General features: G+C 71.0%; 23 protein-coding genes. 18 read left to right on the plus strand and 5 right to left on the minus strand.

The window, feature by feature from the left end; genetic code table 11:
• The first annotated feature begins 68 nt into the window (after positions 1 to 68).
• From hemB to hemL, 3 genes are all read left to right on the plus strand, one after another.
• The gene (hemB, locus tag ABZ860_RS02395; protein ID WP_357213891.1) at positions 69 to 1,055 is read left to right on the plus strand and encodes a porphobilinogen synthase; all 987 of its coding nucleotides are present in this window, start codon (positions 69 to 71) and stop codon (positions 1,053 to 1,055) included.
• Between the two features lie 122 nt (positions 1,056 to 1,177).
• Positions 1,178 to 1,822 carry a bifunctional DNA primase/polymerase gene (locus ABZ860_RS02400; RefSeq protein ID WP_357213893.1) on the plus strand — a complete coding sequence of 215 codons (645 nt, stop codon included), beginning with the start codon at positions 1,178 to 1,180 and terminating at the stop codon, positions 1,820 to 1,822.
• Between the two features lie 45 nt (positions 1,823 to 1,867).
• Complete coding sequence (gene hemL, locus ABZ860_RS02405; RefSeq protein ID WP_357213895.1) at positions 1,868 to 3,163, plus strand: glutamate-1-semialdehyde 2,1-aminomutase; 1,296 nt, start codon at positions 1,868 to 1,870, stop codon at positions 3,161 to 3,163.
• A 4-nt stretch (positions 3,164 to 3,167) separates the two neighbouring features.
• Here the strand turns inward: hemL and ABZ860_RS02410 are convergent, their stop codons facing one another.
• Together ABZ860_RS02410 and ABZ860_RS02415 are read right to left on the minus strand one after the other, a co-directional pair.
• Positions 3,168 to 3,764 (minus strand): Uma2 family endonuclease, encoded by a 597-nt coding sequence (locus ABZ860_RS02410; RefSeq protein ID WP_357213898.1) that lies wholly within the window; start codon positions 3,762 to 3,764, stop codon positions 3,168 to 3,170.
• 100 nt (positions 3,765 to 3,864) lie between these two features.
• Positions 3,865 to 4,758, minus strand: a complete 894-nt coding sequence (locus ABZ860_RS02415; protein ID WP_357213900.1) for an EamA family transporter — start codon at positions 4,756 to 4,758, stop codon at positions 3,865 to 3,867.
• Positions 4,759 to 4,960: 202 nt separating this feature from the next.
• On the opposite strand from ABZ860_RS02415, the gene ABZ860_RS02420 reads away from it, so the two are divergent.
• From ABZ860_RS02420 to ccsB, 6 genes are all read left to right on the plus strand, one after another.
• Complete coding sequence (locus ABZ860_RS02420; RefSeq protein WP_357213903.1) at positions 4,961 to 5,869, plus strand: LysR substrate-binding domain-containing protein; 909 nt, start codon at positions 4,961 to 4,963, stop codon at positions 5,867 to 5,869.
• A 12-nt stretch (positions 5,870 to 5,881) separates the two neighbouring features.
• Entirely contained in the window at positions 5,882 to 6,622 is a 741-nt protein-coding gene (locus ABZ860_RS02425) for a histidine phosphatase family protein (protein WP_357213906.1), read from the plus strand.
• Positions 6,623 to 6,698: 76 nt separating this feature from the next.
• On the plus strand, positions 6,699 to 7,316 hold the full coding sequence (locus ABZ860_RS02430) for a TlpA disulfide reductase family protein (RefSeq protein ID WP_357213908.1): 618 nt from the start codon (positions 6,699 to 6,701) through the stop codon (positions 7,314 to 7,316).
• Positions 7,309 to 8,040 carry a cytochrome c biogenesis protein CcdA gene (locus tag ABZ860_RS02435; RefSeq protein ID WP_357213910.1) on the plus strand — a complete coding sequence of 244 codons (732 nt, stop codon included), beginning with the start codon at positions 7,309 to 7,311 and terminating at the stop codon, positions 8,038 to 8,040. Before ABZ860_RS02430 ends, ABZ860_RS02435 begins: the two co-directional genes overlap by 8 nt.
• A complete protein-coding gene (locus ABZ860_RS02440) occupies positions 8,040 to 9,755 on the plus strand; it encodes a cytochrome c biogenesis protein ResB (RefSeq protein ID WP_357213912.1) in 1,716 nt (571 codons plus the stop codon). Before ABZ860_RS02435 ends, ABZ860_RS02440 begins: the two co-directional genes overlap by 1 nt.
• A 3-nt stretch (positions 9,756 to 9,758) precedes the next feature.
• Positions 9,759 to 10,706: a c-type cytochrome biogenesis protein CcsB gene (gene ccsB, locus ABZ860_RS02445; protein WP_357213914.1), complete on the plus strand. Its 948-nt coding sequence runs from the start codon at positions 9,759 to 9,761 to the stop codon at positions 10,704 to 10,706.
• A 126-nt stretch (positions 10,707 to 10,832) separates the two neighbouring features.
• Here ccsB and ABZ860_RS02450 read toward each other — a convergent pair whose 3' ends face one another.
• A complete protein-coding gene (locus ABZ860_RS02450) occupies positions 10,833 to 11,138 on the minus strand; it encodes a PLD nuclease N-terminal domain-containing protein (RefSeq protein WP_357213917.1) in 306 nt (101 codons plus the stop codon).
• A 125-nt stretch (positions 11,139 to 11,263) separates the two neighbouring features.
• Here ABZ860_RS02450 and ABZ860_RS02455 point away from each other — a divergent pair, with 125 nt between their 5' ends.
• Together ABZ860_RS02455 and ABZ860_RS02460 are read left to right on the plus strand one after the other, a co-directional pair.
• Entirely contained in the window at positions 11,264 to 12,259 is a 996-nt protein-coding gene (locus ABZ860_RS02455; protein WP_357213920.1) for a hypothetical protein, read from the plus strand.
• Positions 12,260 to 12,268: 9 nt separating this feature from the next.
• A complete protein-coding gene (locus tag ABZ860_RS02460) occupies positions 12,269 to 12,505 on the plus strand; it encodes a hypothetical protein (protein WP_357213922.1) in 237 nt (78 codons plus the stop codon).
• 113 nt (positions 12,506 to 12,618) lie between these two features.
• Here the strand turns inward: ABZ860_RS02460 and ABZ860_RS02465 are convergent, their stop codons facing one another.
• The gene (locus ABZ860_RS02465) at positions 12,619 to 12,840 is read right to left on the minus strand and encodes a BldC family transcriptional regulator (RefSeq protein ID WP_079315524.1); all 222 of its coding nucleotides are present in this window, start codon (positions 12,838 to 12,840) and stop codon (positions 12,619 to 12,621) included.
• 259 nt (positions 12,841 to 13,099) lie between these two features.
• On the opposite strand from ABZ860_RS02465, the gene ABZ860_RS02470 reads away from it, so the two are divergent.
• Positions 13,100 to 13,309 (plus strand): DUF4229 domain-containing protein, encoded by a 210-nt coding sequence (locus ABZ860_RS02470; RefSeq protein ID WP_030506850.1) that lies wholly within the window; start codon positions 13,100 to 13,102, stop codon positions 13,307 to 13,309.
• Here ABZ860_RS02470 and ABZ860_RS02475 read toward each other — a convergent pair.
• Entirely contained in the window at positions 13,306 to 14,553 is a 1,248-nt protein-coding gene (locus ABZ860_RS02475) for a hypothetical protein (RefSeq protein ID WP_357213924.1), read from the minus strand. The genes ABZ860_RS02470 and ABZ860_RS02475 overlap by 4 nt on opposite strands.
• Before the next feature lie 101 nt (positions 14,554 to 14,654).
• Here ABZ860_RS02475 and ABZ860_RS02480 point away from each other — a divergent pair, with 101 nt between their 5' ends.
• The 6 genes from ABZ860_RS02480 to ABZ860_RS02505 all read left to right on the plus strand — a co-directional run bounded on the left by ABZ860_RS02480 (position 14,655) and on the right by ABZ860_RS02505 (position 18,520).
• Positions 14,655 to 15,377 (plus strand): demethylmenaquinone methyltransferase, encoded by a 723-nt coding sequence (locus tag ABZ860_RS02480; RefSeq protein ID WP_357213927.1) that lies wholly within the window; start codon positions 14,655 to 14,657, stop codon positions 15,375 to 15,377.
• Positions 15,378 to 15,521: 144 nt separating this feature from the next.
• A complete protein-coding gene (locus ABZ860_RS02485) occupies positions 15,522 to 16,793 on the plus strand; it encodes a geranylgeranyl reductase family protein (protein ID WP_357213929.1) in 1,272 nt (423 codons plus the stop codon).
• Positions 16,790 to 16,942 (plus strand): hypothetical protein, encoded by a 153-nt coding sequence (locus ABZ860_RS02490; RefSeq protein WP_357213932.1) that lies wholly within the window; start codon positions 16,790 to 16,792, stop codon positions 16,940 to 16,942. The genes ABZ860_RS02485 and ABZ860_RS02490 overlap by 4 nt, the downstream gene beginning before the upstream one ends.
• A 2-nt stretch (positions 16,943 to 16,944) precedes the next feature.
• On the plus strand, positions 16,945 to 17,304 hold the full coding sequence (locus tag ABZ860_RS02495) for an NADH-quinone oxidoreductase subunit A (protein WP_079315519.1): 360 nt from the start codon (positions 16,945 to 16,947) through the stop codon (positions 17,302 to 17,304).
• 2 nt (positions 17,305 to 17,306) lie between these two features.
• Positions 17,307 to 17,858, plus strand: a complete 552-nt coding sequence (locus ABZ860_RS02500) for an NADH-quinone oxidoreductase subunit B (protein ID WP_079315518.1) — start codon at positions 17,307 to 17,309, stop codon at positions 17,856 to 17,858.
• The gene (locus ABZ860_RS02505) at positions 17,855 to 18,520 is read left to right on the plus strand and encodes an NADH-quinone oxidoreductase subunit C (RefSeq protein WP_357213935.1); all 666 of its coding nucleotides are present in this window, start codon (positions 17,855 to 17,857) and stop codon (positions 18,518 to 18,520) included. Before ABZ860_RS02500 ends, ABZ860_RS02505 begins: the two co-directional genes overlap by 4 nt.
• Positions 18,521 to 18,555: the final 35 nt, after the last annotated feature.

Below are 18,555 nucleotides of genomic sequence, written 5' to 3' on the forward strand. Positions count from 1 at the left end.
ACTGATTCGCGTGCGGCCCGCGGGAGACGCCCCCGCGGGCCGGCGCCGTTCGGAGCGGAGAGAGCACTGTGAACGCCCAATACCCGGTGGCGCGGCCCCGGCGGCTGCGCCGCACCGCCGCGATGCGCCGGATGGTCGCGGGGACGCGGCTGCACCCGGCCGAGCTCATCCTGCCGATGTTCGTCAAGGAGGGCATCGCCGAGCCGCAGCCGGTGGGCTCCATGCCCGGGGTCGTCCAGCACACCCGCGAGTCGCTGCGCAAGGCGGCCCATGAGGCGGCCGAGGCCGGCGTGGGCGGGATCATCCTGTTCGGGATCCCCGCGCACAAGGACGCCCGGGGCTCGGGCGCCGACGACCCGGACGGCATCGTCCAGGTGGCGCTGCGCGACCTGGCCTCCGACCTGGGCGACGCGCTGGTGCTGATGACCGACACCTGCCTGGACGAGTACACCGACCACGGCCACTGCGGCCTGCTGACGGCCGACGGCGAGGTGGACAACGACGCGACGCTGGAGCGCTACGCGTCGGCGGCGGTCGCGCAGGCGACGGCCGGTTCCCAGATGATCGCGCCGAGCGGCATGATGGACGGCCAGGTGGGGGCCATCCGGGCCGCCCTCGACGCCAACGGCTTCGCCGAGATCCCGATCCTGGCGTACGCCGCCAAGTACGCCTCCGGCTTCTACGGGCCGTTCCGCGACGCGGCCGAGTGCGCGCCGCAGTTCGGCGACCGCAGCGCCTACCAGCAGGACCCGGCCGGCCCCGTCGGCGAGGCGCTGCGCGAGGTGCGTCTCGACCTGGCCGAGGGCGCGGACGCCGTCATGGTCAAGCCCGCCCTGGCCTACCTCGACATCCTGCGGCAGGTGCGCGACACCGTCGAGGTGCCGGTCGCGGCCTACCAGGTCAGCGGCGAGTACGCGATGGTCGAGGCGGCGGCGGCCAACGGCTGGATCGACCGGGAGCGGGTGATCATGGAGTCGCTGATCGCGATCCGCCGCGCCGGCGCCGACATGATCCTCACTTACTGGGCCACGGAGGTCGCCCGCGCACTATCCTGACACCTCATCAAGGGGGGTCCTGCCGCGCCGCAATCGGCCAGAAGGCATTATCAGGTACGTACCGCGAGCATCTTGCGTATCGCAGGAGGGCAGCGGGTGTGACGCTTGTGGGGAGGAGCGCCATGGTGGGGGTACCGCTGGCCCGACGTGCGAAACGGCGTGCGCATCACGCGCCGCGGAAGATGACGTCGGTGCTCGAGTACGCACAGCTGGGCTGGGCGAGCTGTATGGGCGCCCACCCGTTGAGCGAGGGGGGCAGGGCGTGCTCCTGTGACCGGGTCGGCTGTCCCGACCCCGGGATGCACCCGCTGTCGCCCGCGTGGCAGATGCAGGCCACGACGGACACGGCGCTGCTCACGCGGTGGTGGAAACAGGATCCGGACGCGAACGTGATCCTGCCCACCGGCAGGGTGTTCGACGTGTTCGACGTACCGGCCTCGGCGGGCCGTCCCGCCCTGGCCGCCATGGACGCCGCAGGCTTCGACACGGGCCCGGTCGCCGAGAACGGCGACCGGGTGCTTTTTTTCGTGGCGACGCGTGGGGCGCCCGAGGACGAGGACGAGTGGTGGTCCTGCAGCCTCGACGCGGGACCCGAGACGATCGACAGCACGCCGGGGCTGCGCTGGCACTGCCGGGACAGCTACGTGCTCGCACCGCCGTCCACCACGCCCTCGGGCGGGGTCGTGAGCTGGATCAGGCCCCCCGACGGGCGTCCGCTGCCCGAGCCGCTGCGCGTGCTCGACCTGCTCGCCGACTTCTGCGAGTAGTTCCCGGTAAGGGGTCCGTACGGGTGGGCCCGTAATCTGGAGGGCGTGACTCGCACGCAGACCTCCGAGGACCTGTTCGACCGCGCCCGCCGGATCGTTCCCGGCGGCGTCAACTCGCCGGTGCGCGCCTTCGGCGCCGTGGGCGGCACGCCGCGCTTCATGGCCTCCGGCGAGGGGCCGTACATCACCGACGTGGACGGCAACCGCTACGTCGACCTGGTGTGCTCCTGGGGCCCGATGATCCTCGGCCATCGCCACCCCGCCGTCGTGGAGGCCCTGGGGGAGGCCGTCGCGCGCGGCTTCTCGTTCGGCACCGCGACCGAGGGCGAGGTTCTGCTCGCCGAGGAGATCGTCTCCCGGGTGGCCCCCGTCGAGAAGGTCCGCCTGGTCAGCTCCGGCACCGAGGCCACCATGTCCGCCGTACGGCTGGCCCGCGGCTTCACCGGGCGGGCGAAGGTCGTGAAGTTCGCCGGCTGCTACCACGGGCACGTGGACGCGCTGCTGGCCTCGGCCGGGTCCGGGGTCGTCACCTTCGGCCTGCCCGACACCCCCGGCGTCACCGGCGCCTCCGCGGCCGACACGATCGTGCTGCCGTACAACTCGGTCGAGGCGGTCGAGGAGGCGTTCCGCACGTTCGAGATCGCCTGTGTGATCACCGAGGCGTGCCCGGCGAACATGGGCGTCGTGCCGCCGGCCGACGGCTTCAACCGGCGCCTGCGCGAGCTGTGCACCGAGCATGGCGCGCTGCTGATCATCGACGAGGTGCTGACCGGATTCCGCGTGTCCGCCTCCGGCTGGTACGGCATCGACCCCGTCGAGGCCGACCTCATGACGTTCGGCAAGGTCATGGGCGGCGGTCTGCCCGCCGCCGCGTTCGGCGGGCGGGCGGAGGTCATGGCCGCTCTCGCCCCCGAGGGGCCCGTCTACCAGGCCGGGACGCTGTCGGGCAACCCGCTCGCCTGCGCGGCCGGGTTGGCCACGCTGCGCGCCTGCGACGACGACGTGTACGACAGGATCGACGCGTCCGCGCTGGTCATCGGCAGAGCCGCCTCCGACGCGCTGGCCGCCGCCGGGGTCCCGCACCGCCTCCAGCGGGCCGGGAACCTCTTCTCGATCTTCTTCACCGACACCCCGGTGACCGACTTCGACTCGGCTCGGACGCAGAACACCGACGCGTACCGCGCGTTCTTCCACAGCATGCTCGACCAGGGCGTCTACCTGCCGCCGTCGGCGTACGAGGCGTGGTTCCTGTCGGCCGCCCACGACGACGAGGCGCTCACCCAGGTGGCCGAGGCCCTGCCCCTGGCCGCCAAGGCCGCCGCCCAGGCCGCCGGGGTCTGAACCCCTACTTCACCAGCTGGTCGAGATCCACCTCGAACGGGAAGGGCACCTGCACGGCCAGGTGCCCGTGGTGGATCCCGGTCGGCGTGTACGCGCCCGTGGCGGGGTCCCGTTCGTATACGTAGACGACGGGACGCCCGTCGCTCTCCTCCACCCGCCAGAAGTGCGGGATGCCCGCCTCGGCGTACCGCAGCGGCTTGAGCTTGCGGTCGCGCTCCACCGACTCGGGGGAGACGATCTCGATCACGAGATGGACCTCTCGCGCCTCGTAGAAAGTACGGGCGTTGTCCGCCGCGGCCTCGGCGTCGATGACCATCAGATCCGGGCACGGACGCGTCCGTTCCCCCAGCTTGACGTCCATCTGCTGAACGGCTGACAGATGCGTGGGGGCCTCCGCGTCGAGCCGTTCTGTCAGGCCGCGGATGAGCCGCTCATGGAACCGCCGCTGGGGGGACATGAAGACGAGTGCTCCATCGATCAGTTCGACGTGTTTGAAGAAGTCGGGCTCGCCGTTCGGGCCCTCATAGGGCAGATGATCGAGGTCGTCCGCGGCCCACCCCCAGGGAGGCGGCGCCGGCCAGTACTCGAGTGCGCTGCTCACGTCGTGCACTTTAGTGTCATCCTCGTCACTCACGGTAGCCGTTCCACTCAATCTCGTGACCCTTACCCATTGTCTCCCGATTGGCGTGCGAGGGCGAGGATCAGCGGGATGCGGGGAGGGAGTGCCTTTCGGGGGCGGGAGCCGTACGGGGGCGCGAGTTGGCGAACAGGAGGCCGGCGAGGATCAGCGCGCCCGCGGCGACCGTGAGGGGGGAGATCGGCTCGCCGGTGAACAGCGCGGCGGAGGCGATGCCGAAGACCGGCACGAGCAGGCTGTACGGCGCGACCACCGAGGCGTCGTAGCGCGCCAGCAGCCACCCCCACACGGCGAAGCCGCCGAGGGTGGACAGGAACGCGGTGTAGAGCACGGCCCCCACGCCCTCCGCCGTGAACGACGTCAGCGACGACGGTCCCTCGCTCGCCAGGGCGAGCACCAGGAGGGGCGGCGCCGAGACCGCGCTCACCCAGACCATGAAGCGCAGGGAGTCGGGCGGCGCGGCCTTGCGGGTGGCGACGTTGCCGAGCCCCCACCCGGCCGCCGCGCCGACGCACAGCAGGAACGCCCCGAAGGGGATCGCCCCCGACCTCGCCACCACGCCGGCCGCGATCAGGCCGAGACCGCAGAAGGCCACCGCCGTCCCGGCGATCCGCCGAGGGCCGAGCCGTTCGCCCAGCAGCGCGGTCGCGAACAGCGCGGTGAACACGGCCTGCACCTGGATGACCAAGGACGTCAGCCCTGCGGGCATCCCGGCGCGCATCCCCAGCAGGAGCAGGCCGTACTGAGCGACGCCCAGCGACGCGCCGGTGGCCAGCACCCACCGCCACGGCACGCGCGGCCCTCCGGCGACCAGTACGGCGGGGAAGGCGGCCAGCAGGAACCGCAGCGCGGCGTACGTCAGCGGCGGGTAGTGCTTCAGGCCCGTCTGCATGACAACGAAGTTGACGCCCCAGACGGCCGCGAGCGCGACGGCGAGGGCCAGGTGGCGGGGGCGCATGGATCAGCGGGGAGATCAGCGCGAGGGGCGGCGTTCGCGGGTCTGCCTGGCCTGCCTCGCCAGGGTCTCCAGATAGGAGGTCTGCTCGGAGCGGACGGGCTTCGTGAAGAGCTTGTTGAAGATTCGCATGGCTACATCGTCGCATCGCTAAACAGTTGAGCGCAAACAAGTTTTTCTAAGGAGCACGGTTTAGACTGTCTACATGTTGGACCTGAACCGGTTGAAGGCCTTGCACGCCGTGTCGGTCTACGGCTCCGTGGGCGCGGCGGCCGAGGCGCTGATGGTCACCCCTTCGGCGATCTCCCAGCAGCTCGCGAAGCTCGAACGCGAGACCGGCGCCGTCCTGATCGAGCGCAACGGGCGCGGCGTCAAGCTGACCGACGCCGCCGGGCTGCTCGCCGAGCACGCCGAGCGCATCCTCGCGCTGGTGGAGACGGCGGAGGCCGACTTCGAGGCGCTGCGCGGGGCGGTGGTCGGCAGGCTGACCATGGCCGCCTTCCCCACCGCGGCCCGGGGCATCGTGCCGCGCGCCCTGACCATGCTCAAGAGGCAGCATCCCGATCTCGACCTGCTCGTCTACGAGAGGGAGCCGGAGCGGCAGATCCGCGAGCTGGCGCGCGGCGACCTCGACCTCGCCGTGCTGCAGGACTGGCTCAACCGGCCGATGGCGCTGCCCGAGGGCCTGTCGCGCACGACGCTGCTCGACGACGTGGCCGACGTCGTCGTGCCGGCCGACCACCCGCTGGTGAACGCCGACCGGGTGCGCCTGAGCGATCTCGCCGGCGACAACTGGATCAGCTCGACCCCCGGCACGGTGTGTCACGACTTCCTGGTGTTCCTGCTGCGTTCCGAGGAGCGGGAGCCGCGGATCGTCTGCATGGCCGACGAGTACCCCACCCAGCTCGCGCTGGTCGCCGAGGGCCACGGGTGCGCGCTCATTCCCCGGCTGGGCCGGGGACCGCTGCCCGAGGGCGTCGCCGTCCTGGCCGTCCAGCCGCCGCCGGTTCGGCGCATCTACGCGGTCTGGCGGACCGACGCCGCCCGGCGTCCCGCGATCCGCGCCGCCGCCGACGCGCTGCGCTCCGCGTGCTCCGAGCTGCCCGGCGGGTAGGCTGTCCAGGTCATGACAGAGATGACCATCGTTCACCTGCTCCGGCACGGTGAGGTTCACAATCCCCGTGGGGTCCTCTACGGCAGGCTGCCGGGCTACCACCTGTCCGAGACCGGCCGCCGGATGGCCGAGGTGGTCGCCAAGGCCGTCGAGGGCAGGGACATCGTCGCGGTGTGGAGTTCGCCCATGGAGCGCGCCCAGGAGACCGCGGCTCCGTCGGCCAAGGCGCTCGGCCTGGGGGTGACCACGGACGAGCGGCTGACCGAGGCGGGCAACGTCTTCGAGGGCCTGCGGATGGCCGGCAGCGACAACGTCTTCCGCGACCCCCGCTCCTACCGCCACTTCAGGAACCCGTTCCGGCCGTCCTGGGGCGAGCCGTACCGGGACGTCGTGGCGCGCATGAAGGCGGTCGTGGACGACGCGCGGGCGGCGGCACGCGGCCACGAGGCGCTGCTCGTCAGCCACCAGCTGCCCATCTGGATCATCCGGCTGGCGGCCGAGGGCAGGCGGCTGTGGCACGACCCGCGCCGCCGTCAGTGCGCGCTCGCCAGCCTCACCAGCCTGACCTTCGAGGGCGATCGGCTCATCAGCGTCGGCTACAGCGAGCCCGCGGGCGCGCTGCTCAGGGCCGGTACGCCGCCGCAGGGCGAGGCCGCGCTGTTCGACAAGGCCGACGAGGTGCTCCCGGAGGCCCTTCAGGCGGGCCCGGAGGACGAGGAGACGCCCGGATCGCGATCCGTCCCCGGCGTGTGACCCGGGGAACGGGGCACCCCCACCGGTCGGTAGGCTTACAGCTCTACCGGTTGTAGTACAAGGAGATCCTCCTCCCGTGTCCGCCAAGCGCCCGTCCGCCAACCGCGTGACCGCCAACCGCGCCACCGCCAAGCGCCTGACCGCGCTCGTCGCCGCGGCCGTGGCCGCGACGGCCCTCGCCGGCTGCGCGGGCGGCCAGGCGGCCCAGCCCCGCTCCGGCGACACGCGCTTCGTCGCCGGGGACGGCCGTGTCGAGTTCTTCGCCGCCGCGCAGCGTCACAAGGCGCCCGTGATCGAGGGGAAGACCCTCGACGGCGGCACCGCCACGCTGACCGCGGGCAAGGTCCACGTGCTGAACTTCTGGGCCTCCTGGTGCGCGCCCTGCCGGGCGGAGGCGCCCACGCTCAAGGACATCGCGGCGACCACCAAGTCCAAGGGCGTGGAGTTCCTCGGCGTCAACTTCAAGGACCTCGAGGCGTCCGCGCAGGCGTACGACCGGGCCGTCGAGCCCGGCTATCCGAGCATCTACGACCAGAGCGGCAAGGTGCTGCTGCAGTTCCAGGGCACGGTGCCGCCCGCCGCCATCCCCTCGACGCTGATCATCGACGCCCAGGGCCGCATCGCCGCCCGCGCGCTCGGGGCGGTCAAGTACAACGACCTGCTGTCGGCCGTCACCAAGGTGACCGATGAGTGACCTCGGCGGCACCGTCGCGACCGGGTCGCTGCTGCTGGCCGCGCCGATCGCGGCGGCCGCCGGGCTCGTGTCGTTCGTCTCGCCGTGCGTGCTGCCGCTGGTCCCCGGCTACCTGTCGTACGTCACGGGCATGAGCGGCGACCCGAAGCGGGGCCGGATGGTGCTCGGCAGCGCGCTCTTCGTGCTCGGGTTCGCGGTCGTGTTCGTGCTGGGGGGCGCGCTGTTCGGCGGCCTCGGCGCGGCGCTGCACGGCAACGCCGACGTGATCACAAGGGTCCTCGGAGTGGTGACGATCGTCCTCGGGCTGGCCTTCGTGGGGATCGTCCCCGGTCTCCAGCGTGACGTGCGCATCCACCGGCTCCCCTCGGCCGGGATCGCGACGGCCCCGCTGCTCGGGATCGTCTTCGGCCTCGGCTGGACGCCGTGCATCGGCCCGACGCTGGCGGTGGTGATGACGCTCTCGGTGAACCAGGGCAGCGCGCTGCGCGGCGCCGCTCTCGCCTTCGCGTACGCGCTGGGCCTCGGCCTGCCGTTCGTGCTGGCGGGGCTGGCCTACCGAAAGGCGCTCCACACGTTCAAGGCGGTGCGCCGCCACACCCCGCTGATCACCAAGGTCGGCGGCGCGATGCTCGTGGCCGTCGGCGTGCTGCTCGTGACCGGGCAGTGGTCGGAGATCATCGTCCATCTGCAGGTGTGGGTCGGCGGCTTCAGGCCGGTGATCTGATGAGCGCCCCCGACGACCTCGCCTCCGCCGTACGCGACGAGTCCGCGGCGCAGGAGCAGGCCGGGCAGCAGGCACAGGAGCGGACCAAGCCCGTCGGTCTGGGCCCCGTCGGCTGGACGCGCTGGGCCTGGCGCACGCTCACCTCGATGCGCACGGCCCTGATCCTGCTGTTCCTGTTCGCGCTCGGCTCGGTCCCCGGATCCATCTATCCGCAGCGGAGCGTCGATCCGGGCAGGGTCGCGCAGTATTTCAAGGACAACCCGGCCCAGGCGAAGTGGCTCGACAGGTTCTGGCTGTTCGACGTCTTCAGCTCGCCCTGGTTCGCCGCGATCTACCTGCTGCTGTTCATCTCGCTGGCCGGCTGCGTGTTCCCGCGCGCGCTGGCGCACCTCAAGGAGATCCGGCGCCGCCCGCCCGCCGCGCCGCGCAACCTCCTGCGCCTGCCGCACAGCGAGGCGTTCGAGGGCAGGCTCACCGTGGAGCAGGCCGCCTCCGCGCTCAGGCGCAGGCGGTTCCGGGTGGTCACCGGCGACGGCTGGGTGTCGGCGGAGAAGGGCTACCTGCGGGAGACCGGCAACCTCCTGTTCCACGTCGCGCTGCTCGTGCTGCTGTTCGCCGTCGGCACCGGAGGCCTGTTCGGCTACCGCGGCAACGTGCTGGTGGTGGAGGGCGACGGCTTCTCCAACGCCGTGGCGGCATACGACCGCTTCATGCCCGGCAGCCGGGTCACCGCCGAGTCGCTCGAGCCGTTCTCCTTCACCCTGAAGGACTTCCAGGCCAGCTACGTCGCCGCGGGGGAGAAGCAGGGCCAGCCGCTCGACTACCTCGCCAAGCTGACCGTGCAGGACTCGCCGGCGGCCGCGCCGCGCGAGGTGGACCTCAAGGTCAACGACCCGTTGGACGTGAACGGCACGCTGACCTACCTGATCGGGCACGGCTACGCCCCGACGTTCCGGGTGACCGACGGCAAGGGCCAGGTGGCCTACGACGGCCCGGTGCCGTGCCTGGCCGACGACCAGGCCACGTACACGTCCGAGTGCGTGATCAAGGTGCCCGACGCCCAGCCGACCCAGCTCGGGTTCCTGGCGCGCTTCCTGCCCACGACCGTGCCGAACGGCGACGCCTGGGTGTCGGTCTTCCCGGGCGCCGCGAACCCGACCGTGCAGGTCTTCCCGTTCGCCGGCGACCTCGGCCTGAAGTCGGGCCAGCCGCAGTCGGTGTACCAGCTCGACACCACGAACCTGAAGCCGCTCGGCAAGATGTCCGCCCAGCCGGCCCCGCTCAACGTGGGCGAGACCAAGGAACTCGCCGACGGCGCGGGGAAGATCCAGTTCACCGGCGTCAAGGAATGGATCAGCCTCCAGATCACCTACGACCCGGGCCGGGAGCCCGCCCTGCTGGCGGCGGCCGCCGCGGTGATCGGGCTCGTGCTGTCCCTCACGATCCGCCGCCGCCGCGTCTGGGTGCGGGTGAAGGACGGGACGGTCACGGTGGGAGGATTGACCCGCACCGAAGGCGGCGGCGCGGCCTTCGCCGAGGAGTTCGCCCAGATCGTCACCGCCCTGCGCGGCGACCCGCCCGCCGGCGACCCGGACGGCGGCCACACGAACCGTGATCAGGGCGGCGAGCCGGACGAGTCCGGGAGCGCCGGGCACGTCACGCCGGACGCGCCCACCGGAAACGCTGCGCCGGGCGCCCGCCCGGACGAGGAGTGAGTGATGCCCGCCGAGGTCAACGAGAGTCTCGCCACGCTGAGCGACCAGCTCATCCTGGTCACCGTCCTGCTGTATCTCGGCGCGATGATCTGCTACGCGCTGGATCTCGCCTTCGGCCGGGCGCGCACGGTCGTGGCCGAACGCCGGCGGCAGCTCGTCGGTGCGGGCGGTCCCGCCCTGCCCGAGGAGACGACGGAGGATTCAGGCCCGCAACCAGCCGCGTGGGCGGTCCGGGCGGGAACGGTCGGCGTGGTCCTCACCTGGATCGCCTGGGCCGGCAACCTCGGCGGCATCCTCACCCGCGGCATCGCCGTCGACCGGTGGCCGTGGGCCAACATGTACGAGTTCGTGGTGGCCATCTGCTTCGCCGCCGTCACCGCGTTCCTCGCGCTGCTGATCCGCCAGCCGATCCGCTTCCTCGGCGCGTTCGTGACCGTGACCGCGGCGCTCGGGCTGGGCTTCGCCGTGCTGTTCCTGCACGTCCAGGCGGGCCCGGTGATGCCCGCGCTGCACTCGTACTGGATCGCGATCCACGTCACGGCGGCGATCGTGGCCAGCGGGCTGTTCATCCTGGCGGGCGTCTGCGCGATCCTCTACCTGATCCGCAAGGACGGGCGGCCGTCGGTGCTGCCGAGCAGGGAGGGCCTGGAGCGCGTCGCGCACCGCGCGATCGTCATCTCCTTCCCGATCTGGACCTTCGCCGTCATCGCCGGCGCGCTGTGGGCCGACCGGGCGTGGGGCCGCTACTGGGGCTGGGACCCCAAGGAGGTGTGGGCGTTCGTCACGTGGGTCGTCTACGCCGCCTATCTCCACGCCCGCGCGACGGCCGGGTGGCGCGGCAAGGCCGCGATGATCGTCTCGCTGGTCGCCTTCGGCTGCCTGCTGTTCAACCTCGTCGGCGTCAACATCTTCTTCTCCGGACTGCACTCCTACGCCGACGTGCCCAAGTAAGACGGGCGGCGCAGTAAGACGGGCACAAGACGGGCGGCGCGGGAACCCCGGCGCGGGGGACGCCGGGCGGTAAGCCCACGGCTGCTTGAGACGTGCTCACCTTCGATCACATCTCGAGCAGCGGGATCAGTCCTCGTCGCGCCGAAGGCGCCGCTCCAGGCTGCGCAGGAACTCGGGGTCGTCGTCGGGGCCGCGGGGCGCATCGCCGGTCCGGGCCCACCGGTCGCCGCCCGCCGCGTACATGGTGTGCCGGGCCCGGGGGCGACCCACGAGGAGCCAGGTCAGCGCGCCCACGTCCGCCAGGAAGATCACGATGAGGACCCACATGAACTTGGGGAGATTGCGCACGTCCTCCTCGGGGGTCGTGATCACGTCGAACAGGCAGTAAAGCCAGAGGGCAAGCAGCGCCAGGCCGATAATCACGCTAGGCATGCCCACACGGTAAGCCATACCGGTGACTGATCGTGTCGGCCTTCGGGGTGACGGAGGCAGCCCGGCATCGTACGGTGGACCGGTACACGGCATGCCGGGAACGCGGAGCCTGACAGAGGGGTGCGATGGCGGAGCCGGGCGACAGGGGCCGCCACCGGCGGGGGTCGCGGTGGTGGCAGCGAGGGCCCTATTGGTCCTCCCACCGCCGCACGGACCTCCCCGAACGCCCCTCCGACCGGGTCTCCGACCGTACGGCGGAGCGGACCCAGGATCGGACTCAGGACCGGCCCCAGGAACGCCCGCAGAATCGCAGGACCCAGCGGGACACGCAGTGGGACGCCACGTGGGACACGCACCGGGGCGCCGACTGGGCCGGATGGCCGCCGGAGCAGCCGGTGGACCGGGTCCACACCGTGACGGCGCCGGTGGCCGACGACCGGCCGCACTACACCTGGCACGACTTCGAGCTCGACGACCTTCCGACGCGGGCCGCGCCCCACCCTCCCGACGCTCCCGACCTGCGGGACGGCAGGCGGCACTGCGGGCCGCTGGAGCGCATCCTGCACCGCGAGTGGGACGCCGTGGAAGGGCCGCCCTCGGCCGACGCCGTACGGGCCGTGGACAGCCTGGCGAGCCTGCCGGAGCGGCTCAAGACCAAGCTCGCCATCGGGCTCGAAGGCATCTACGTCGGGCGCGGCGGGGTGCCCGACCTGGACGACATGGGCTACCTGCGCGGCGCGCCGCTGCCGTCGGGACGGGCCACCTGGGACATCTGCGCCGGCGCGTACGGCGATCGCAAGATCGTGGTGGGGGACCGGCCGTCGCCGACGCCCGACGTGATGATGCACGAAGTCGGACATGCGCTGGACGACGTGGACGCCGGTCCGGGAGAGTGGGTCTCGGACTCTCCCGAGTTCGCGGCGCTCTACGAGGAGTGCCTGCCGCTGTTCGCGTCGTCGTTCCACCGGCAGCCCGGCGGCCTGGGGCGCAAGGAGTTCTTCGCCGACGCGTTCGCGGCGATCGCGTCCCGGCAGCGTCCGGCCCTGGTCGACATGCTGGGCGGCGACACTCGGACCGCCCTCAACGTCATGCTCTTCTTCAACCGGCGTTTCGGAATCTAGGTGATTCGGATGTACGTGATCCGGCTCGGCGACGGCACGCTGCGCGTGCCCAGGTCACTCACCACCGATGACGGGCGCCTCATCGGCAACGCGTACGTCGAGGTCGCCCCCGGCGAGCCGGACTACGAACGCTGGCTGGCCGAGTCGATCACCGAGGAGGAGGACGCCGAGCGGCGGCGCCGCTGGCAAGAGGGCGACGACGCGCTGGAGCAGGCGTTCCTGGCCTTCAAGGCGGAGCAGGACTGACGTACCCGGCAAGGGAGCAGGACAGGCCGGGGACGCAGACTCGACGGTGGGCTGACTCCGGTGACCCTGCGGCGTCCGGGTAGCGCGCAGGATCACCCGGTGCTGGTACTGCGTCAGACTCGCGGGGAGTCGCCGTTCGGCCGTTCGGCCGTGAGGACGTCCTCACCGCGAAGGAGGGCGTGCACTTCCGATTCACGGAATCGCCTGTGCCCCCCGGGGGTACGGATGCTGCTGATGCGCCCGGCCGCGGCCCAACGGGTCACGGTCTTCGGGTCGACCCTGAAGAGAGCGGCAACCTCTCCAGGAGTCAGCAGTCGCTCGCTGCTACTCTCCACAATCTCTCCCCCTCGCGTCCCGCGTCCTGCAGCGGGCGGACAGGTAACCAGTGTGCCGAGCGAAGCCTGATTTATCCGTGGTTTTCGCAGAAGATCACGGGTTGTTACCGGCTCAGTGCCCGATTGTTATATGATAGAGCCTCTTTGGGGCGCTCATGGGTGTTTCTTTACAAAAGCGCCTTGTTGTGAACACTAGCAGTGCCCGCAGCAGATGCGAAGAGAGACCGGCGCGTCGGGAGAGTGACGTAACCTCGACGCTGTGCATCCGGTTGTCGTTTACACCCTTTCGCGCCTCGGCCTGTTCGCCGTGGCCCTCGGCGTCCTGTATCTCGTCGGCCTGCGGTCGTTCCCACTGCTCCTGCTCGCGGTCCTGGTCAGCGGCCTGGCCAGCTACGTGCTGCTGACCAAACAGCGCGACGCGGTGAGCGAGCGCATCGCCGCGAAACGGCGGGAGGCGGGGAAGAACTAGGTCGCCGGGAACATGCCGACGCGGGCATGGTACTCATGCCCGAGCTCCGTCGTGTCGCTTCCCACCAAAAGACCTGTCTTTACGGTCAGGAAGGCCTTTACCCCGATTCCCCTTTCCCGCGTGGGGTTCCAGCGCAGCGCCCTGCCCGTGACCGGGTCGATCGCCCCGATGCCGGGCCTGCGGACCGCTCCGGGACCGGCCGTGTCGGCGCCCCGGGGGTTGTTCAGCCAGCGCTGGTGTCCGCCCACGTAGACGGCGGATCCCGTGACCGCGACCGCGTACAGGGAGTCCCCTCCGGTCAGGTTCACCCAGGTCGGACGGATCGCCTCACCCTTCGCGTACGTCTCGAACCTCGCGGCAGAGTCGCACAGCTTGGACGTGCGCGGCGCCGGCCCGCCCGTCGTGACGACCACGAAGTAGCGGCCGTCGGGGGACAGGTCGAGCCCCCGCACGTACGACGGGAAGTCCGGCTTGCACGCCGGGGCGTACGCCTCGGTGCGCCAGTCGGCCACCCGCCCGGTCGTCAGGTCGATCACGCCGAGCTGCGGGCGGCGCAGGCCGTCGAGCGTGGAGAACGAGCCGTCCACGATTAAGCGGTCACGGACGGCGGCCATCGCGTAGATCCGGGGATCGCCGCGCCGCCCGTCGTCCGGCGTGACGGTGAACCGGGGGTCCACCGCGCCGGTCTCGGCGTCCACCCGGGCCAGTGCGGTGCGCGGGCTGCGGCCGATCCTGCTGAAGTCGCCGCCGACGTAGAGCGCGCCGCCCAGCCGGACCAGGCTGGTGACCTCCCCGCCGTAGACGGGGGCGGCGAAGTCGTCGACGGGAGCGCCGTCGGACACGCGGAGGCGGGCCAGGCCCGCATAGGGGGCGCCGAACGCGCCGCCCACGTAGACCGTGCCACCGGGACCGGCGGCCAGCGCGGCCACCGGACCGTCGAGGTCCGGCGCGAAGTCGCGCAGGACGCGCCCGGTGTAGAGGTCGAAGGCGAAGACGTTCGCCCGAGGCAGGTCCTCCCCGCCCCGGGCCTCGCGGACCGCGCTGAACTCGCCGCCCACGACGACGGTGCGGCCGACCAGCGCGAACGCGGTGACGATGCCGTCCAGCACGTGTGGAGTGGTGCCGACCGGGTTCTCCGAGACCACGCGGGGCTGCGTCGTCCCGGCGGACGCCGCGACGACGGGGTGAAAGGCGGCGCATGTGACAAGCGATGCGACTGGGATCAGTGCGGTGGTGACGCGCATTCCCCAATTTCTAGCAGACGCAGCGTAATCGATGAACTACGTTCCGCTCATCCGGTGGCGGCGGTGAGGGGGCACGCCCGTCGCGGCCTAGGCTTGCGTGCATGACGCGCGCATCGCTGGACAAGCAGCCGCACGAGGTCGCCGCGATGTTCGATCGCACGGCCCGGCGCTACGACCTGGTCAACGACGTCCTCTCGCTCGGCCAGGACCGCCTGTGGCGGAAGGCCACCGCGGAGGCGATCGACGCGGGGCCCGGCGAGCTGGTCCTCGACCTCGCCGCGGGCACCGGCACCTCGACCGACGCGTTCACCGCGCTCGGGGCGCGGGCGATCGCGTGCGACTTCTCGCTCGGCATGCTCCGCACCGGCGTCGAGCGGCGCGGCGGCTCCGGCCTGTACGGCGGGGGCGTGCGCGGCGTGACCTTCGCCGCGGGCGACGCGCTGCGCCTGCCGTTCCGCGACGAGACGTTCGACGCCGTGACGATCTCCTTCGGCCTGCGCAACGTGGCCGACACCGGGCGGGCGCTGCGCGAGATGCTGAGGGTGACCCGTCCCGGCGGGCGGCTGGTCATCTGCGAGTTCTCGCGGCCGACGCCGAAGTCGTTCGACCTCGTCTACACCCAGTACCTGATGAAGCTGCTGCCGCCGGTGGCCCGGATGGTCAGCTCGAACCCCGACTCCTACGAGTACCTCGCCGAGTCGATCCGGGCCTGGCCGGACCAGGAGGCGCTGGCGGGGATCATCCAGGAGGCCGGCTGGCGGAAGGTGGCCTGGCGCAACCTCACGCTCGGCATCGTGGCCCTGCACCGGGCGGTCAAAGCGTGATGAGACGTGCTTGGCCATACCCCTCTGACACTGCGCGGCGGATAGGGGTTAGACTGCGGCGCGACAGTTTGTGAAGTTGTTCACAAAGGCACGAAGGTCTAAACCAATTCGAGGCCTTCCTTCCCTGGAACGGATAGGTCCCCCGTGAGCGAGCAAGCCCGCGTGACGCGGAGAGAGGTCGACGCCGACGTCATCGTCGTCGGTGCGGGTCCCTCGGGCGCGACGACGGCCTTCCACCTCGCCCGCGCCGGTCTCGACGTGCTGCTTCTGGAGAAGACGCGCTTCCCACGTGAGAAGGTCTGCGGCGACGGGCTGACCCCGCGGGCGGTGAAGGAACTCGTCGCCATGGGCGTCGACATCGACGCGCCCGGCTGGGTCAGGAACAAGGGCCTGCGCGTCTACGGCGGCGGTGTGCGCCTCGAACTCGACTGGCCCGAGCTGTCGAGCTACCCCGACTTCGGCCTCGTGCGCACCCGCGCCGACTTCGACCAGATCCTCGCCCGGCACGCCGAGCGCGCGGGCGTCCGGCTGCGCGAGGGCGTGAACGTTACAGGCCCGCTGCTCGACGAGCGCAGCGGCCACGTCGTGGGCGTGACGGCCAAGGCGGACGGCGAGGAGGTCTCCTACCGCTCGCGGCTCGTGGTGGCGGCCGACGGCAACTCGACCCGGCTGTCGCTCGCGATGGGCCTGCACAAGCGTGAGGACCGCCCGATGGGCGTGGCGGTGCGCACCTACTACAAGAGCCCCCGGCACGACGACGACTACCTGGAGACGTGGCTCGAGCTGTGGGACGGCGACCGGCTGCTCCCCGGCTACGGCTGGATCTTCCCCGTCGGCGACGGCACCTCCAACGTCGGCCTCGGCCTGCTGAACACCAGCGAGGCGTTCAAGAACATCGACTACCGCGACCTGCTGCGGCGCTGGATGAAGAACACGCCGGCGGAGTGGGGCTTCACCGAGGAGAACATGACGGGCCCCATCAGGGGGGCCGCGCTGCCGATGGGCTTCAACCGGCAGCCGCACTACACCCGCGGGCTGGTCCTCGTGGGCGACGCGGGCGGGTCGATCAACCCGTTCAACGGCGAGGGCATCGCGTACGCCATGGAGACCGGCAGGACGGCGGCCGAGGTGATCGTCCAGGCGCTGTCCCGGCCGACGCCCGCCCAGCGTGAGCGCGTATTACTCGCCTACCCGCGTATCCTCAAAGACGCCCATGGGGGATACTTCACCCTCGGCCGCCTGTTCGTCGAGGCGATCGGGAGGCCGGGAGTGATGAGCTTCGCCACCCGGCACGGGATGCCCCATCCCACCCTGATGAGATTCGCCTTCAAGCTGCTCGCTAATCTCACAGACCGGCGGGGCGACGTCTCCGACCGCATAATCAACGCCCTGTCGAAGGTGGCTCCGCCATCATGACCGAAGCCAGCATGACGCGAACCCGCATGACCGAAGCCCGCGAGACGACGCGCACATCGCCGCCGGCCCCGCAGACGGCGGCCCGGCCGGCCGCGCTCTCCGGCATTCTCGTGATCGCCCAAATTCACCGAGTAAGCGAGGACATGTAGCCATGGAGCTGTATGTGCCGATCGTGGTGCTCGCGGTCCTCGCGGCGGGATTCGCCGTGTTCTCCGTGAGCATCGCGCCCTTCACCGGGCCGAAGCGCTGGAACCGCGCGAAACTGGACGCCTACGAGTGTGGCATCGAGCCGACTCCGCAGCCGGTCGGCGGCGGCCGTTTCCCGCTGAAGTACATGATCACCGCGATGCTGTTCATCGTGTTCGACATCGAGATCATCTTCCTCTATCCGTGGGCGGTGGCCTTCGACAAACTCGGCGTGTTCGGGCTCGTCGAGATGGTGCTGTTCATCGTCACCGTTCTCGTGGCGTACGCCTATGTGTGGCGGCGTCGCGGCCTCGATTGGGATTAGCCATGGGTCTTGAAGAGAAACTCCCGAGCGGGTTCGTCCTCACCACCGTCGAGCAGGTGGCCGGCTGGGCCCGGAAGAACTCCGTCTGGCCTGCGACCTTCGGTCTCGCGTGCTGCGCCATCGAACTGATGGCCACCGGCGGCCCGAAGCACGACCTGGCCCGCTTCGGCATGGAGCGCGCCTCCGCGTCGCCCCGGCAGGCCGACCTGATGATCGTGGCCGGCCGGCTGTCGCAGAAGATGGCGCCCGTCCTCCGCCAGATCTACGACCAGATGGCCGAGCCCAAGTGGGTCATCGCGATGGGCGTGTGCGCGTCCAGCGGCGGCATGTTCAACAACTACGCCATCGTGCAGGGCGTGGACCACGTGGTGCCGGTCGACATCTACCTGCCCGGCTGCCCGCCGCGCCCGGAGATGCTGATCGACGCCATCGTGAAGCTGCACGACAAGATTCAGAACATGAAGTTCGGCGCGCACCGCGAGAAGCAGATCGAAGAGCTGGAGCTCCAGGCGCTGCGCACGCTGCCGCTGATCGACCAGGGGGCCGGGAAGTGACCACCGAGAACCTGCCCGGGCTGCCCGAGGAGCCCGTCGCCCGCAAGGGCATGTTCGGCGTCAAGGACAGCGGCGACACCTCCGGCTACAACCGCCTGGTCGTCCGCCGCCCGCCGAAGCTGTCCAGCAGCCGGCCGTACGGGTCGTACTTCGACGAGGTGGCCGACGCGCTGGAGCCGGCGTTCGCCGACGCCATCGAGCGCGTGGTCGTCGACCGCGGCGAGATCACCTTCCACGTGCGGCGCGAGCGGCTGCCCGAGGTGATGCAGCACCTGCGCGACGACGCCGCGCTGCGGTTCGAGCTGTCGCTCGGCGTCTCGGGCGTCCACTACCCCGAGGAGACCGGCGCGGAGCTGCGCGCCGTCTACCACCTGTGCTCCATCACGCACAACCGGCGCATCCGGGTGGAGGTCTCCTGCCCCGACGCCGACCCGCACATCCCCTCCACGGTTCAGGTCTACCCCACGCACGACTGGCATGAGCGCGAGACGTACGACTTCTTCGGGATCGTTTTCGACGGCCACCCGGCGCTGACCCGGATCGAGATGCCGGACGACTGGGAGGGGCACCCGCAGCGCAAGGACTATCCGCTCGGCGGAATCCCGGTGGAGTACCGCGGCGCCGAGGTCCCCGCGCCGGACCGGAGGAGGTCGTACTCGTGAGCATCCGCGGCGACCTGCACGAGTGGACGAGGGCA

This window comes from Microbispora sp. NPDC046973 (genome assembly GCF_040644495.1).
Classification (GTDB): Bacteria; Actinomycetota; Actinomycetes; order Streptosporangiales; family Streptosporangiaceae; genus Microbispora.